The organism is Lysobacter sp. Soil_C_15, assembly GCF_057657315.1.
Genome location: NZ_JBDGIR010000012.1, coordinates 74,774 through 88,843, shown reverse-complemented (window position 1 = coordinate 88,843; position 14,070 = coordinate 74,774). Strand labels below are relative to the sequence as shown.

11 protein-coding genes are annotated in these 14,070 nt (G+C 71.1%); 3 read left to right on the top strand and 8 right to left on the bottom strand.

Annotated elements, in window-relative coordinates:
* Positions 1-483 precede the first annotated feature (483 nt).
* Positions 484-1,809 (top strand): DEAD/DEAH box helicase, encoded by a 1,326-nt coding sequence (locus AC3A57_RS21295; RefSeq protein ID WP_487580722.1) that lies wholly within the window; start codon positions 484-486, stop codon positions 1,807-1,809.
* Between the two features lie 166 nt (positions 1,810-1,975).
* On the opposite strand, the gene AC3A57_RS21290 is transcribed toward AC3A57_RS21295, so the two are convergent.
* The 4 genes from AC3A57_RS21290 to AC3A57_RS21275 form a co-directional block, all read right to left on the bottom strand.
* Complete coding sequence (locus AC3A57_RS21290; RefSeq protein WP_487580721.1) at positions 1,976-3,640, bottom strand: CHASE2 domain-containing protein; 1,665 nt, start codon at positions 3,638-3,640, stop codon at positions 1,976-1,978.
* Positions 3,637-5,301, bottom strand: coding sequence for a FecR domain-containing protein (locus AC3A57_RS21285; protein WP_487580743.1), 1,665 nt, complete (start codon positions 5,299-5,301; stop codon positions 3,637-3,639). The genes AC3A57_RS21290 and AC3A57_RS21285 overlap by 4 nt, the downstream gene beginning before the upstream one ends.
* A gap of 295 nt (positions 5,302-5,596) precedes the next feature.
* Positions 5,597-7,462, bottom strand: coding sequence for a DUF885 domain-containing protein (locus AC3A57_RS21280; RefSeq protein WP_487580720.1), 1,866 nt, complete (start codon positions 7,460-7,462; stop codon positions 5,597-5,599).
* Between the two features lie 166 nt (positions 7,463-7,628).
* Entirely contained in the window at positions 7,629-8,549 is a 921-nt protein-coding gene (locus AC3A57_RS21275) for a TolB family protein (protein WP_487580719.1), read from the bottom strand.
* A gap of 149 nt (positions 8,550-8,698) precedes the next feature.
* On the opposite strand from AC3A57_RS21275, the gene AC3A57_RS21270 reads away from it, so the two are divergent.
* The gene (locus AC3A57_RS21270; protein WP_487580718.1) at positions 8,699-9,772 is read left to right on the top strand and encodes a sensor histidine kinase; all 1,074 of its coding nucleotides are present in this window, start codon (positions 8,699-8,701) and stop codon (positions 9,770-9,772) included.
* Positions 9,769-10,512, top strand: coding sequence for a LytR/AlgR family response regulator transcription factor (locus AC3A57_RS21265; RefSeq protein WP_487580717.1), 744 nt, complete (start codon positions 9,769-9,771; stop codon positions 10,510-10,512). Before AC3A57_RS21270 ends, AC3A57_RS21265 begins: the two co-directional genes overlap by 4 nt.
* Positions 10,513-10,566: 54 nt before the next feature.
* On the opposite strand, the gene AC3A57_RS21260 is transcribed toward AC3A57_RS21265, so the two are convergent.
* From AC3A57_RS21260 to AC3A57_RS21245, 4 genes are all read right to left on the bottom strand, one after another.
* Positions 10,567-10,818, bottom strand: coding sequence for a hypothetical protein (locus tag AC3A57_RS21260; protein WP_487580716.1), 252 nt, complete (start codon positions 10,816-10,818; stop codon positions 10,567-10,569).
* A gap of 414 nt (positions 10,819-11,232) precedes the next feature.
* Positions 11,233-12,045 carry a queuosine precursor transporter gene (locus AC3A57_RS21255; RefSeq protein WP_487580715.1) on the bottom strand — a complete coding sequence of 271 codons (813 nt, stop codon included), beginning with the start codon at positions 12,043-12,045 and terminating at the stop codon, positions 11,233-11,235.
* Entirely contained in the window at positions 12,042-13,235 is a 1,194-nt protein-coding gene (locus AC3A57_RS21250) for a PQQ-dependent sugar dehydrogenase (RefSeq protein WP_487580714.1), read from the bottom strand. Before AC3A57_RS21250 ends, AC3A57_RS21255 begins: the two co-directional genes overlap by 4 nt.
* Entirely contained in the window at positions 13,232-13,924 is a 693-nt protein-coding gene (locus tag AC3A57_RS21245; RefSeq protein ID WP_487580713.1) for a DUF502 domain-containing protein, read from the bottom strand. Before AC3A57_RS21245 ends, AC3A57_RS21250 begins: the two co-directional genes overlap by 4 nt.
* Between the last annotated feature and the right edge of the window lie 146 nt (positions 13,925-14,070).

Genomic DNA, 14,070 nt, shown 5'->3' with positions numbered 1-14,070 from the left:
CTTTTTCAAAGGGGGGAATGCGTTCCGGGGGCTTGGGAGATCGGGGGCTTGGGAGATCGCAGGCGGAGCGCTTTCAGGGAGGGGGAGGGCCCGGCGGAGGCGGACGGCGAGCGGCGCTGCCTTGGTCCGGCGCGAGCTTTCAGCCTGAACGCCGGGTCGGCCTCAGCCGGGCCGAAACCGACGCGGCTGGCGGAGAAGCGGGTTTTCGCGTAAAGTCCGCCCCGTTCAGCGCACGGCTGCCTCCCCGCAAGGGTACGTTTCCCAGGTTGCCTGTCGCCCCGCACCGAGTTCTCGGATTCGCCGGCGCGACCTTATCCCGCACGTCTTTCGTAGCGCAGACACGGTTCCGGAGCATCCGGTGCCGTTCATCCGATCACTCGCAGCGCGGTTCAAGGGAACGCTGGAGTCGTCACGCGATCGTCCGCGATCGGCCAGGCTCGCTGCCCGCGCCGTCGTCGATGCCGCGCAAGCTGGAGTTTCACCATGACGTTCGAATCGCTTGGGCTGGCGCCCGCGTTGCTGCGCGCGCTGTCCGAACAGAACTACACCACCCCGACCCCGATCCAGGCCGAAGCGATCCCGCTGGCCCTGGCCGGGCACGACCTGCTCGGCGGCGCCCAGACCGGCACCGGCAAGACCGCCGCGTTCGGCCTGCCGCTGCTGCACCGCCTGGCCACCGTCCAGGGCGGCGGCCAGCGCAAGCCGCGCGTGCTGATCCTGGCGCCGACCCGCGAGCTGGCGCTGCAGGTCAGCGACAGCCTGCGCGGCTACGCCAAGTACCTGCGCCTGAACATCCACGCCATCTTCGGCGGCGCCGGCATGGGGCCGCAGCTGGACGCGCTGCGTCGCGGCGTCGACGTGCTGGTGGCGACCCCGGGCCGCCTGATCGACCACCTCGAGCGCGGCAGCGCCAAGCTCGACGCGGTCGAACTGCTGGTCATGGACGAAGCCGACCGCATGCTCGACATGGGCTTCCTGCCGGCGATCAAGCGCATCCTCGGCCGCCTGCCGGCCTCGCGCCAGACCCTGCTGTTCTCGGCCACCTTCGAAGCGCAGATCAAGCAGCTGGCGCTGGAATTCATGCGCGAGCCGCGCCAGGTGCAGATCGCCGCCAACAACGCCGTGGCCGATGCGATCAGCCACCGCGTGCATCCGGTCGACGGCGGCCGCAAGCGCGACCTGCTGATCGAGATCCTGGCCGGCCGCCCGAACGATCAGGTGATCGTGTTCGGCCGCACCAAGCACGGCTGCAACCGCCTGGCCGAGCAGCTCGAGGACGCCGGCCTGAAGTCGGTGGCGATCCACGGCAACAAGAGCCAGGCCCAGCGCCAGAAGGCGCTGCGCGATTTCAAGGCGAACAAGGCGCGGGTGCTGGTCGCGACCGACGTGGCCGCGCGCGGCCTGGACATCCCGAGCCTGCCGCTGGTGATCAACTTCGATCTGCCGATGGTGGCCGAGGACTACGTCCACCGCATCGGCCGTACCGGCCGCAACGGCGCCAGCGGCGAAGCGCTGTCGCTGGTGTCGCCGGACGAGGGCGGCCTGCTGCGCCAGATCCAGCGCATCCTCAAGGACGACATCGAGATGGTGACGGTCGCCGGCTACGAGCCGTCGCGCCCGATCCGGATGGGCTCCGACGCGCCGGGCGCGCGCCGTCCCGGTCCGGGCGGCAACCGCGGCAACAACGCGCCGCGCAAGCCCGGCCACCGTCCGCACGGCAAGCCGGCGCCGCGCCATGCGCACGCCGGTCCGAAGCAGCATCGCGGCGGCGGCCAGGGCGGACAGCGCCGCGACCGCAACGCGGGCTGATCGTCCCGCGCGGCGCAGCCGCAGCGAGGCACCAGGCGAAGGCCGGCGCAAGCCGGCCTTTTGCTTTGCCCGGGAAATCCACGAGATAGCGAAGGGGAGATAGGACGTAGGAGGCCGCGGTGCGACGCTTTTCCGAGTCCCGAGTCCCGAGTCCCGAGTCCCGAACTCAGGGTTCCGCGCTGCCGAGCCGGCTGGCGACGCGGCGGTCGCGGCCGTTTTCCTTGGCCTGGTACAGCGCCGCGTCGGCGGCGTCGAACAGGGTTCGCACGTGGGTGTGCACGCCCGGCACACAGGTGTACAGGCCGATGCTCAGGCTGACCCGTTGGTCGGCCGAGGCCTTGCCGTAGCGCGCGTCGAGCTTGCGCATGTCCTCGAGGATGCCGTCGGCGACGCGCGCGGCGCCTTCGACGTGGGTGTCCGGCAGGATCAGGGCGAACTCGTCGCCGCCGAAGCGCGCGGCCAGGTCGCGCGGGCGGCGCGCGTGCGCGGCGATGATCTCGGCGATCTCGCGCAGCAGCTTGTCGCCGGCGCGGTGGCCTTCGGCGTCGTTGTAGGCCTTGAAGAAATCGACGTCGATCAGCGCCAGCGACAGCGGCGCGCGGGTGCGGCGGGCGCTGGCCAGTTCGCGCTGCAGCACGTGGTCGAAGCGGCGCCGGTTGCCGAGCTGGGTCAGGGTGTCGAGATTGGCCTCGCGGCGCCAATGGCGCAGGTGGCCAATCACCCACAGCAGGTAGGCCAGGGCGATCATGACGATGGTCGTGGCCGGGGCGAACCAGACGTTGCCCAGGCGCAGCAGGGCGACGCTGCCGATCGCGGTCAGCAGGGCCCCGCTGCCGGTCACCAGCAAGGGCCGTTCCAGGCGCGGATGCAGCATCAGCAGCACCACCGCGAACAGCATCGCCGCGGCCAGCAGCGCCTGCCACAGCGGGTGCAGCGGCACGATCGCGCGATCGTGCAGCAGCATCTCGATCACGTTGGCCTGGTACTCGGCGCCGTGCATGCGCGCGTCGTCGGCCATCGGCGTCAGGTAGCTCGGCACCAGCCCGGTGGCGGTGACCCCGACCACGATCCAGCGCCCGCGCAGCAGTTCGGTCGGCACCTGGCCGTTGATCACGTCGGCGTAGGAGACCTGGCCGAAGGTGCCGGGCGGGCCGGCGAAGCGGATCCGCACGTAGTTGTCGCGGGTCCACTGGTACGGCGAGCCCTGCTGCGACCTCGGCCGGCGCAGGCCGGGCAGGGGATGCGGCGCGGTGCCGGGCTCCAGGCCGATCAGGGCCAGGCCCAGCGCCGACCAGCGCGATTCGCCCAGGCCGGCCTTGAGGTACATGCCGCGGGTGGTGCCCTCGGCGTCGAGTTCGATGTCGGTATGGCCCAGGGTGGTGGCCGCGGTGGCGATCAGCGGGGTCGGCAGCACCTCGACCGGCGGCGCGTTCTGGCGCAGCGGCGCGGTGATCACCGGCAGGGCGACGCGGCCGAGCCGGCGCATCGCCGCGGCGAGGGTGCGGTCGTGCTGGTCGCCGTTGCGGTCGGGCTCGGTCAGGACCAGGTCCAGGGCCACCCCGCGCACGCCGGCGTAGCCGAGCCGGTCGAGCATCTGGGCGTGGATGTCGCGCGGCCACGGCCACTGGCCCAGTTCGTTGAGGCTGCGGTCGTCGATGGCGACGATCACCACGTCGTCGTCGGGCGCGTAGCCCCACTCCGACAGGTGCAGGTCGTAGAAGAAATCGTCCAGGCGCCAGGTGGCGCCGCTTACGGTCAGCAGCGCCGCCAGGCCGGCCACGACCAGCGCGGTCGCGCCGCGCAGCAGCCAGGACCGGGCGCCGAAGGTCATAGAGCCAGCAGCAGAAGGACGGCGCCCGCCGCGCCCGCGCCGTAGCACAGGCGGCAGGGCAGGCGGATTTCCTGCGAGGGGCCGAACGGCGCCGCGTAGCCGTCGTCTTCGACGGTCTGCACGCGCACGTACCAGCGGCCGCCGCCGGGGCGCTTGAGTTCGATCTGCGGCACGTCCACCACCTCTTCGAGCAACAGCGTGGAAAAATCGGGCTTGCGCGCGATCTGCACGCGATAACGCTGGCCCGGTTCGCCCTTCTGCCAGCGCAGGGTCAGGCGCCCCTGCGCGGCTTGCGGCGCTTCCAGGCCGGGGTCGGCCGGCGCGTCGCTGACCTGGAACGGCAAGGCGTTGCCGAACCGGCCGACGCGGCCCTGCGCGTCGCGCGAAGCCACGCGCCAATAGTACTGGCCCGGAGCCAGAGATTGGGCCGGGCGGAAGCGTTGGCCGTCGACCTCGGCATCGATCAGCGGCTGGGCGAATCGCTCGTCGGCGGCGACCTGCAGGCGGGTGCGTTCGGCGCCCTGGGTGCGGGCCCACTCGAAGCGCGGCCGCGGCAGGCCGATGCGCTGGCCGTCGACCGGGCTGATCGTCAGCGGCGGCGGCAGATCGTGGACGACGAAGCTGCGCTCGCTGTCGCGGCCGCCCAGGCCGTTGTCGGCGACCGCACGCACCCGCACCCGCTGGCGTCCGGCCGGCAGTTCGTCGATGCGCACCCGGGTCTCGCCGGTGCGGGTTTCGAACAGCAGCACTTCCGGTGCGTCGTCGCGCACCACTTCCACCCGGTAGGCGACCGCGCCGGGCACCGGCGCCCAGGCCAGTTCGGCCGGCAACTGTTCCAGCCGGGTCTGTGCGTCCGACCAGGCCGGCGGCGGCAGCAACGCGATCGGCGCGGACGGCGCGGCGCCGGCCGCGGCGACGGTGCCGTAGCCCGGGCGCAGCAGCACTTGGCTGTGCTGGGCGCCGACCGCGACCTTGCCTTCCAGCACCTCGGTCGCGTCGGCCGCGCCCTCGTCGCCGGCGCTGACCCGGAAATGGGTGCCGCGCACGCTCGAGGTCGCCGAGGGCGTGTCGATGATGTAGCGCGAGGCCGGGCCCTTGGCCGGGATGACCCGGTTCAAGGTGCGGCCGCGGCGCAGGCGCATGCGGGTGTCGACCATGCCGGTGCTGCCGTAGCTGCTGAGCTGGTCGAACACCACGCTGCTGTTGTCCTGTACCAGCAGGCGCGAACCGTCGGCGAACTCGAGCGTGGCGCTGGCGCCGGGCCCGGTTTCCAGGCGGCTGCCGATGCCGATGCGCATTCCCTCGCTGACCAGCTTGGCCGGGCTCGCGCTGGGCGCGGCGCTCGGCGGCAGCAGGTTGACCGCGCCGCGCACCGCGATCACCCGCGCCTTGGCCGGTTCGATCCGCAGCCAGCCGATCGGGAACTGCATGCGCGAGCCCGGCGGCAGGTGGTAGGGGTCGGCGATGCGGTTGTATTCCTGCAGCTTGCGCCAGTTGACCCCGACCTTGAGGTGCTTGGCGCCGAGGTCCCACAGGGTGTCGCCGGGGCGGACCCGGTAGGCCCAGTCTTCGGCCTGGGCCAGGCCGGCGCCCAGCAGGAGCAGGCCGCCCAGGGCGGCCGCGGCGGCGGGCCGGCGCGCGGCGGCCAGGCGGCGGCGCATGGCGCGCACGAGGGCGGGGAGCGGGAGCGCTGAGGTGGGATGCATCCGTTTTCCGTAGCTGGGTGGGACAGCGGGGCCGACGGGGCGGCAGCGGCATTGCAACCGCCAATTATGCGCTTTCCATCACATTTTTGCCGCAGCGACCGGCACGGAACGCGCGCCCGGACCTCCGGGGCATCCTAGCGCCGCCCGGCCCGGGTTCGCTGTACGGAACCGGACCGGCCCGCCGCGGGCCGGCCCTCGAACTTGCCCGCCCCGGGGCGGCGGCCGTCCCACCGGCCGCCGGCGCCGGGCCTCAGCCGCGGCGCGACTCGATCCAGCGGTCGATCTTGCGCTCCAGCACGTCCAGCGGCACCGCGCCGTCCTTGAGCACTTCGGCATGGAATTGGCGGATGTCGAAGCGCGCGCCCAGGGCCTGCTCGGCGCGCTTGCGCAGCTGCATGATGCGCAGCTCGCCGATCTTGTAGGCCAGGGCCTGGCCGGGGATGGCCATGTAGCGCTCGGCCTCGGCGGTCGACTGGGTCTCGCTCTCGGCCGAGTTCTCCAGCATGTAGGCGATCACCTGCTCGCGGGTCCAGCCCTTGCTATGCAGGCCGGTGTCGACCACCAGGCGGATCGCGCGCCACAGTTCGTTCTGCAGATAGCCGAAGTAGTTGTAGGGATCGGTGTACACGCCCAGATCCTTGCCCAGCGATTCGGCGTACAGGCCCCAGCCCTCGGTGAAGGCGGTGGCGCCGCCGAAGCGGCGGAACTTCGGCAGGTCGCTCAGTTCCTGCTGCAGGGCCAGTTGGAAGTGATGGCCCGGAATGGCCTCGTGCAGGTACAGGTCTTCCGCATCCCAGGTCTTGCGCGTCGGCAGGTCGTAGGTGTTGACGTAGAAGATGCCCGGCCGGCTGCCGTCCTCGCTCGGCCGCATGTACGAGCCGCCGGCCGCGGACTGGGCGCGGAAGGCCTCCACCGGGCGGATTTCGAACGGCGCCTTCGGGGTCAGCGAGAACAGCTCCGGCACCTTGCGGTTGATCCTGGCTTCCAGGCCGCGGTAGTGGGCGAGCAGGGCCGGCTCGTCCTTGAACACGAAGCGCGGATCGTTCTGCATGAACTTGAAGAAGTCCTGCAGCGAGCCCTGGAACTTGACCTCGGCCATGACCTTGCGGATCTCGCCATGGATCCGCGCGACCTCGTCCAGGCCGATCTGGTGGATCTGCGCCGGGCTCAGCTCGGTGGTGGTCGAGCGGCGGGCGTTGAACGCGTACCAGTCGGCGCCGTCGGGCAGCGCGCCCAGCCCGGCGCTGTCGCGCGCGTGGGCCAGGTATTCGTTCTTGATGTAGTCGCGCAGGCGGACGTAGGCCGGCATCAGCTCGGTTTCGATCATCTGCCGGTATTCGGCGCTCAGGCGCGCCTTGTCCTGCTCTTCGATGCCGGCCGGCCAGTTCGTCACCGGCTTCCAGAACAGGCTGTCCTCGGCGCGGGTTTTGATCAGCGCGTCGAGCTGCGGCAGCACCTTGAGCATCAGCGCCTTGGGCTGGACCACGCCGCGCTTGGTCCCTTCGCGGCTGTTGGCGATCAGTTGGTCGAACACCGCCGGCGCCAGCGCGGCGCGCTTGCGCCAGTTGTCGTAGTCGGCGACGGTCTTGAACGGCTGCGAGCCGGCGCCTGAGCCGAGCTGGGCGATCGTGGCGGCGAAATTGTTGAACTGGTTGACCGGCTGCATCCAGCCCGGGAAGCGCTCGGCCTCCAGGTCGATGCGCGCCTCGCGGACGAAGATCTCGTAGCTCAGCAGGTCCTGCGCCGACAGGCCCTGCGAGCCGACCGATTCGATGGTCTTGAGCCAGCGCTGGTCGAACTCGCGGCTGCGCCGGCGGAACTCGGCGCTGGCGAAGTTCGGCAACTGGTCGTTGTAGCGCGGGTCGCCCTGGGCGGTGGCGAGCAGCGGATTGAGCTTGAGCGTCTCTTCCCAGTACTGCTCGTACAGGCGATCGAGTTTCTCGGCCTTGGTCTGCACGGTGACGCGCGGCGCCGGCGTGCCGGCGTCGGCGGCGAATGCGGCGGCGGGCAGAAGCGGGCCGAGCGCGGCGCTCAGGGCCGCAGCGAGGACCAGGCGGGACACGGCGGCCGGGCGCGCGGCGCGCGCCGGGCCCGGTCGGAACGGGGTCGGGGTCATGGGAACGGGCGTTCGCAACGGACGGACCCGCAGGCTCCCGTGCGGGCCACGCCACGGCAAGCGCCGAAGGTCATGCGCCGCTGCGACGGCGGCGTGCGCGACGTCGCGGAACGCCGGCGCCAGACGCGCCGGCGTTCCGGCCGCTCGGTCGCGCGCGGCGTCCCGCTCAGTCGCCCAGATCGGGCAGGCGCAGGCGGGTGGTGTAGAAGTCGCTGGGCTGGCCGATGTCGCGGGCGTAGAACAGCTGCCGGCGCTCCCACAGCACGGTCGGATGGAACTCGTCCCACTTGGTGTTGACGCAGGGGCCGAGGTTGACCGCGGTGCCGAAGCGGCCGTCGCGCAGCCGGGCCGCGTACAGGTCGCCCCAGCCGTGGCCCTGGTCGGGCAGCGCGTCGGGAAGGTCCAGGCGGGTGAACAGCAGGGTGCGGCCGTCGGGCGAGATTTCCGGATTGAACTCCCAGCGTTCGGCCGTGTTGACCCCGCCTGCGACCGGCTGCGCCGGAGCGTACTCGCCGTGGCGCAGCCGGCGGCTGACGTAGATGTTCCACTCGCCGCCGCGTTCGCTGGCGAAATACAGGTGGCCGTGGCGGTCCATGCTCGGGTAGAGCTCGTCGCCGGCGCTGTTGACCGCGGCGCCGAGGTGGCGCGGTTCGCCCCAGCCGTGCGCGCCGCGCCGGGCCATCCACAGGTCCATCTTCGCCGCTTGCCCGTCCGGGCGCGGGCGCTCGGAGGAGAACACCAGCCAGCGGCCGTCGGGCGAGACGAACGGGTCCATATCGCTGTGCACGCCGGAGAACGAGGCCGTCTGCGGCGCGCTCCAGCCCTCGCCGTCGTGCGATGCGGTGCGGATCGTGGCGCGTTCGCGCGTGCCCGGCCACCAGCCGGCGGTGTGCGACCAATAGGCGCGTCGGCGGTCGGGGCTGAAGCTCAGCCGCCACTCCCAGCCGGCGCTGTTGAGGCTGCCGTCGCCGTAGCGGCGGACCTCCGGGCAGACGTCGCCGGCGCTTGCCGGCGCGGCCAGGACCGGCAGGCTGGCGGCGAGGGCGAAGACCAGGGGAGCGCAGGCGAGCGGCAGGGAACGGCGCATGACGGTGTCCTTGCGGAAGCGGAAGGTCGGCGCAGCCTGCGCCGGCCGCCGCGCGCCGCGACGGCGTGGGGGACGAACCGGAGCCGCCCGGTGACGAACGCCGCGCCTGCGATTGCAAGCGCGCCCGCGTCGGTCCAGCATCGGCTTCCATGCGCGATCGAACCCTGCTGCTGCTCGCGGTACTCGGCTGGTGGACCCTCAGCGGGTTGGTCTGGGTCGGCCAGATCGCGACCATGCACGAGGCCGCCGGCCAGGCCCCGGACTGGAGCGGCACCCTGCGCAAGGAACTGGCCAGCGCCTGGCTGTGGGTGCCGCTGACCCTGTTCCTGTTCGAATGCGTGCGCCGGCAGCCGATCGAGCGCGGCCGCGTCGCCCGCGCGCTGTGCCTGCAGGGACTGGCGGTGGCGGCGGTGATCGTGGCGCGGGCCGGCGCGGTGCTGCTGTTGAACCGCTGGATCGGCTGGTACGAAACCTTGCCCTCGCCGGGCCAGGTGCTGGCGACCAGCGTGCTCAACAACACCCTCAGCAGTTGGATGATCGTCGGCGTGGCCCACGCCGGCGCCTACGCGGCGCGCGCGCGGGTGCGCGAGCGCCAGACCCTGGAACTGGAGTCGCGGCTGGCGCGGGCGCGGCTGGAGGCGCTGTCGGCGCAGCTCAATCCGCATTTCCTGTTCAACGCCTTGAACTCGATCGCCGAGATGGTGCACCGCGACCCCGACGGCGCCGATCGCATGCTGGTCGACCTGGGCGCCTTGCTGCGCCATAGCCTGGACAACTCGCGCAATCAGGAGATCGCGCTGCGCGACGAACTGGTCGCGCTCGACCATTACCTCGGGATCGAGAAGATCCGCCTCGGCGAGCGCCTGCAGGTCGAGTGGGCGATCGATTCGGCCCTGCTCGACGCCAGCGTGCCGCAGCTGTTGCTGCAGCCGCTGGTCGAGAACGCGATCCACCACGCGGTCGCCACCCGGGTCACGCCCGGCGCGGTGTCGGTGAGCGCGCAACGCGAGGCCGACCGGCTGATCCTGGAAGTCAGCGACGACGGCGGCCAGCGCACCGCCGCGCCCGGCCAGGGCGTCGGCCTCAGCAACACCCGCGCGCGCCTGCAATGCCTGTACGGCAACGGCCATCGCCTCGAGATCGGCGCGCGCCCGACCGGCGGCACCTGCGTGCGCCTGCAATTGCCGTACCGGCGCTGGACGCCGGCCGAGGCGGCGGCATGAACACGACCCCGCTGCGCGCGGTGGTGGTCGACGACGAGGCGATGTCGCGGGCGCGGCTGCGGCGCCTGCTCGACCAGGCCGGCGCGGTCGAGGTGGTGGCCGAATGCGCCGACGGCGACAGCGCCATCGCCGCCTTGCGCCGCTTGCAGCCGGATGTGGTGTTCCTCGACATCCGCCTGCCCGAACTCAGCGGTTTCGGCGTGCTCGACGCGCTGCCGGCGCAGCGCCGGCCGCAGGTGGTGTTCGTGACCGCCTATGCCGATCACGCCCTGCGCGCCTTCGACGCCGACGCGGCCGACTACCTGCTCAAGCCGTATTCGGCCGAACGCCTGGCGGCGGCGCTGGCGCGGGTTAGGCGGATGCGCGACCCGGCGCCGCGCGCGGTCGAGGCGGCCGACGGCCAGGCCTATCCGCAGCGCCTGGCGGTGCCGGTCGGCGCGCGCCTGCGCCTGATCGCGGTCGACGAGATCGAATGCGTGCTGGCGCAGAGCAACTACGTCGAGTTGCGCTGCGGCGCGCAGTCCTATCTGTTGCGCGAGACCATGAGCGGGATCGAAAGCCGGCTGGACCCGGGCCGGTTCCTGCGCATCCATCGCTCGCGCCTGGTCCGGGTCGATGCGATCCGCGACATCGAGCACCTCGACGGCGGGCGCTACCTGCTGCGGATGGCCAACGGCCTGCGCCTGGGCAGCGGCGCCAGCTACCGCGACAAGGTCCGCGCCGGCCTGGGCTTGGGCTGACGTTCGTCCGCCCCCGGTGGGGTAGGAGCGGCGTCCCACAGGGATTTCCTTCGGTCACGAGCCGCGACGGCCTTCGCGCCCGTTCGCCGCGTCTTTGTCCTGCGCCCCTTGTAGGAGCGGCGTGAGCCGCGACCGCGTTCTTGCGGTCTCGCGGCGTCTGTGTTCGAAGGCTCCAAAAGCCTCAAAAGCCTCAAAAGCTTCAAAAACAAAGCTTCCGTCCGCAAGCGGCCGGGTCACTTTCTTTGTCCAAGGCGACAAAGTCCCAAGGGATTTCCTGCGGTCAAAAGTAACCAAAGAAAACGCCATAACTGTTTCGAATCAAAAGCCACTATGGGACGAGGTTTGCGCCGGGCTGCTCCGCACAGGCCATCCCTGGCCTGGCTGCGCACGGCCCGCCTCCCTGCGGGCCGCCCTCCGGGGCTTCAGGGCGTTCTCGCGAGTTCGTGGCGGCGCCAAGCTCATTACGGCAACGGCAACGGCAACGGCAAGGCTGGATGCAGCGTCGTTGTTCCTGGGTAGGAGCGGCGTCCCAAGGGGATTTCCTTCGGTCACAAGCCGCGACCACGGGACGCGCAGAATCCTCAAGGCTTGCGTCATCCGTCGAAGCCCAGACCCACCGCCTTTAGGAGCGGCGTAAGCCGCGACCACCGCAGCGGTGTACGCGAGCGCAGTCGCCGCAGCTCGGACGATCGGGGCTCGTCGTCCGGCGGCGCCGCCCGCTCAGTCCGCCGCGGCTTCTTCGCGCAGCTGCCGTGCGCGCGCTTCGCCCAGGTAGCGGTGGATCCAGCGCCGCAGCAGATAGATCAGCGGGATCATCGCGAACGCGGCCAGCATCTTGTAGCCGTAGTTGACCGTGCCGATCGCCAGGAACTGCGGGATCGGCCAGTGCTGCGGGCCGAGCACGAAGGCGATGTAGAGCACGACGAAGCTGTCGACCAGCTGCGAGACCGCGGTCGAGCCGGTGGCGCGTAGCCAGACGTGCTTCTCGCCGGTGGCGTTGCGGATGCGGTGGAACACCGAGACGTCGATCAACTGGCCGAGCATGAACGCAACCAGCGAGCCGCCGATGCTCCACAGGCCCTGGCCGAAGATCGCCGCGAACGCGGCCTGGTAGTCCGGCACGCCCTGCGCCTGCGCTGCGGTGACCCACCAGCCGGCCGGGGCCAGCGCGATCGCCGCGAACGCGAACACGAAACCGTAGGCGATCAGCAGCGTCGCCAGCCAGGAAATGAAGCGCACGCCGCGACGGCCGAAGAACTCGTTGACCACGTCGGTCATCAGGAACACGATCGGCCACAGCAAGGTGCCGGCGGTGAAGTTCAGCGAGCCGGTCTGTCCGAACAGGTTCCATTGCAGCGGTGCGATGCGCAAGGTGTCTTCGAGGGCGAAGATCTTGACCCCGATGAACTCGGCCAGCGCCGCGTTGACGCAGAAGAACGCGGCCAACACGATGAACAAGCGCAGCGCGCGATCCTGCAGGGTGCGCGCGCCTTCGCCGCTGGCGGCCGCGATCGGCGACGGGTTCGCGCTCACCGCTTCGGCCTCACCCGATAGATCACACCGCTCTTGTCGTCGGTGAACAGGAAGCTGTCGCGGCCGGTGCGCAGCACGTCGCAGGGGCGGCCCAGGACCTTGCCGCCGGCGAGGAAGCCGCTGACCAGTTCGCCGCCGCTGCGGCCGTCGGCCTTGACCCGCACGATGCGGTAGCCGTGGTCGAGGGAGAGCTTGCTGGCGCCGTGCAGAGCGACCAGGAACTCGTCGCGCAGCAGGCCGCCGTCGGCGGCCGGGAACCAGCTCAGGCCCAGCGCCGAGGCATGCGAGGGGAAGAAAGCGAACGCCTTGGGCACCGCGGCGCAGCCGGCCTTGCGCGGAAACTTGGCGTCGGCCAGCGGCTTGCCCTGGCTGTGGTAGCAGTACGGCCAGCCGTAGTCGGCGCCGTCGCGGACCTCGAACAGGGTTTCGTCGGGCTTTTGGTCGCCGAGGTGGTCGGAGCCCTGGTTGGTCGCGTACAGGCGGCCTTGGCGGTACAGCAGGCCGACCGCGTTGCGCAGCCCGGTGGCGTAGAAACGGCGGCCGCTGCCGTCGGGGTTCATCTGCAGGATCGCCGCGCGCACGTCTTCCTTTTCGACGCAGGCGTTGCAGCTGCTGCCGACCGAGACGTAGAGCTTGTCGCCGCCGAAGGCGAGGGTGCGGGTCAGGTGCCAGCCGCCGTATTTGTAGCTCAGGCCGTAGTCGGGAAAGCTGGCCAGCACCTCCGGTTCCGAGGACGGCTTGAGGTCGCCGTTGCGGTAGCGGTAGCGCAGCAGCTTGTCGGTGTTGGCGACGTACAGCCAGCTCTTGCCGGAGGGATCGGTATAGAAGGCGACGCTGTTGGGATTGCGCTGCTTGTCCAGGTACACCGACACCTTGGTGTAGCGCTCTTTCTGTTCGTCCCAGCCGTCCAGCGCATAGACCCGGCCCAGTTTGTTGTCGCTGAGGTCGTGCATGTCGGTGACGAACAGGCGTCCGTCCGGGCTGCGGGCGAAGAAGCGCACCCGCTTCAGGCCCTGCACCACCGGCACGATCTCCAGCCCGGCCGGCAGGTTCAGGCTGAAACGGCGGCCGTCGTCCAGGCGCACCGGGTGCGGGGTCAGCGCGGCCGGCGCGGCGGACGCGGCGGCGGCGGCGAGGGCGACAACGGCGAAGGCGGCGCAGCGCAGGCGTTGCAACAGGCGTGGGGTCATTGCGGACGGTCCATGTCGGGGGCCGCGGGCGCGGCGGGGGCGGGGGTGGGGACGGAGAATGGAATCGAGGCCGGCGACACCGCGCCGCCGGAGATGATGAAGCTCATCGCCTGGTCGACGGTCCAGTCGGTCGGGGTGATCTTTTCCACCGGCACGATTTCCAGGTAGCCCGAGGTCGGGTTGGGCGTGGTCGGCACGTACACCGCGGCCAGTTCGCGGCCGCTGCCGGCCTCGCGCAGGACCTTGGTGACGAAGCCGATCGACTTCATCTCGTTGTGCGGGAAGTCGATCAGGACCACGCGCTGGGTGCCGTCGGGCTTGGTCTGCAGGATGTCGAGCAACTGCCGCGCGCTGCCGTAGACGATGCTGGCCAGCGGCACCCGCTTGATCAGCGATTCGAACCAGCGCAGCACGGTCTGGCCGACCACCACCCGCGCCATCGCGCCGGACAGCAGGATCACCGCCAGGGTCGCGATCAGGGCCAGGGCAGTCTGCACCCACTGCGCGCCGAGCCAGGACAGCGTTTGCGGATGAGCCAGGGCGAGGTCCTGCAGCAGCGGCCCGATCAAGGGCCGGCTGATGTCCGACAGCATCACGAACACGAACTTGACCACGACCCAGGTCAGCCAGATCGGCAGCAAGGTCAACAAGCCGGTGAGGAACAGGCGTTGCAGGGTAGGCGGGCGCATGGCGTCGATTCTAACGGCCCTGCCGCGACGACCGCATGGCGGCCTGGGTTCGGAAGGGGGCGCACCGCCCCGCCCGCGGCGGCGCCGGTCTTGGTAGGAACGGCGTCAGCCGCGACGACCGCAGCGACGGATGCGAGCGCGGTGGC

Excerpts from the sequence above, each read along its gene's own strand:
- AC3A57_RS21295 (WP_487580722.1), top strand. The coding sequence starts at position 484 with ATGACGTTCGAATCGCTTGGGCTGGCGCCCGCGTTGCTGCGCGCGCTG.
- AC3A57_RS21290 (WP_487580721.1), bottom strand. The coding sequence starts at position 3,640 with ATGACCTTCGGCGCCCGGTCCTGGCTGCTGCGCGGCGCGACCGCGCTG.
- AC3A57_RS21285 (WP_487580743.1), bottom strand. The coding sequence starts at position 5,301 with ATGCGCCGCCGCCTGGCCGCCGCGCGCCGGCCCGCCGCCGCGGCCGCC.
- AC3A57_RS21280 (WP_487580720.1), bottom strand. The coding sequence starts at position 7,462 with ATGACCCCGACCCCGTTCCGACCGGGCCCGGCGCGCGCCGCGCGCCCG.
- AC3A57_RS21275 (WP_487580719.1), bottom strand. The coding sequence starts at position 8,549 with ATGCGCCGTTCCCTGCCGCTCGCCTGCGCTCCCCTGGTCTTCGCCCTC.
- AC3A57_RS21270 (WP_487580718.1), top strand. The coding sequence starts at position 8,699 with ATGCGCGATCGAACCCTGCTGCTGCTCGCGGTACTCGGCTGGTGGACC.
- AC3A57_RS21265 (WP_487580717.1), top strand. The coding sequence starts at position 9,769 with ATGAACACGACCCCGCTGCGCGCGGTGGTGGTCGACGACGAGGCGATG.
- AC3A57_RS21260 (WP_487580716.1), bottom strand. The coding sequence starts at position 10,818 with ATGGCGTTTTCTTTGGTTACTTTTGACCGCAGGAAATCCCTTGGGACT.
- AC3A57_RS21250 (WP_487580714.1), bottom strand. The coding sequence starts at position 13,235 with ATGACCCCACGCCTGTTGCAACGCCTGCGCTGCGCCGCCTTCGCCGTT.
- AC3A57_RS21245 (WP_487580713.1), bottom strand. The coding sequence starts at position 13,924 with ATGCGCCCGCCTACCCTGCAACGCCTGTTCCTCACCGGCTTGTTGACC.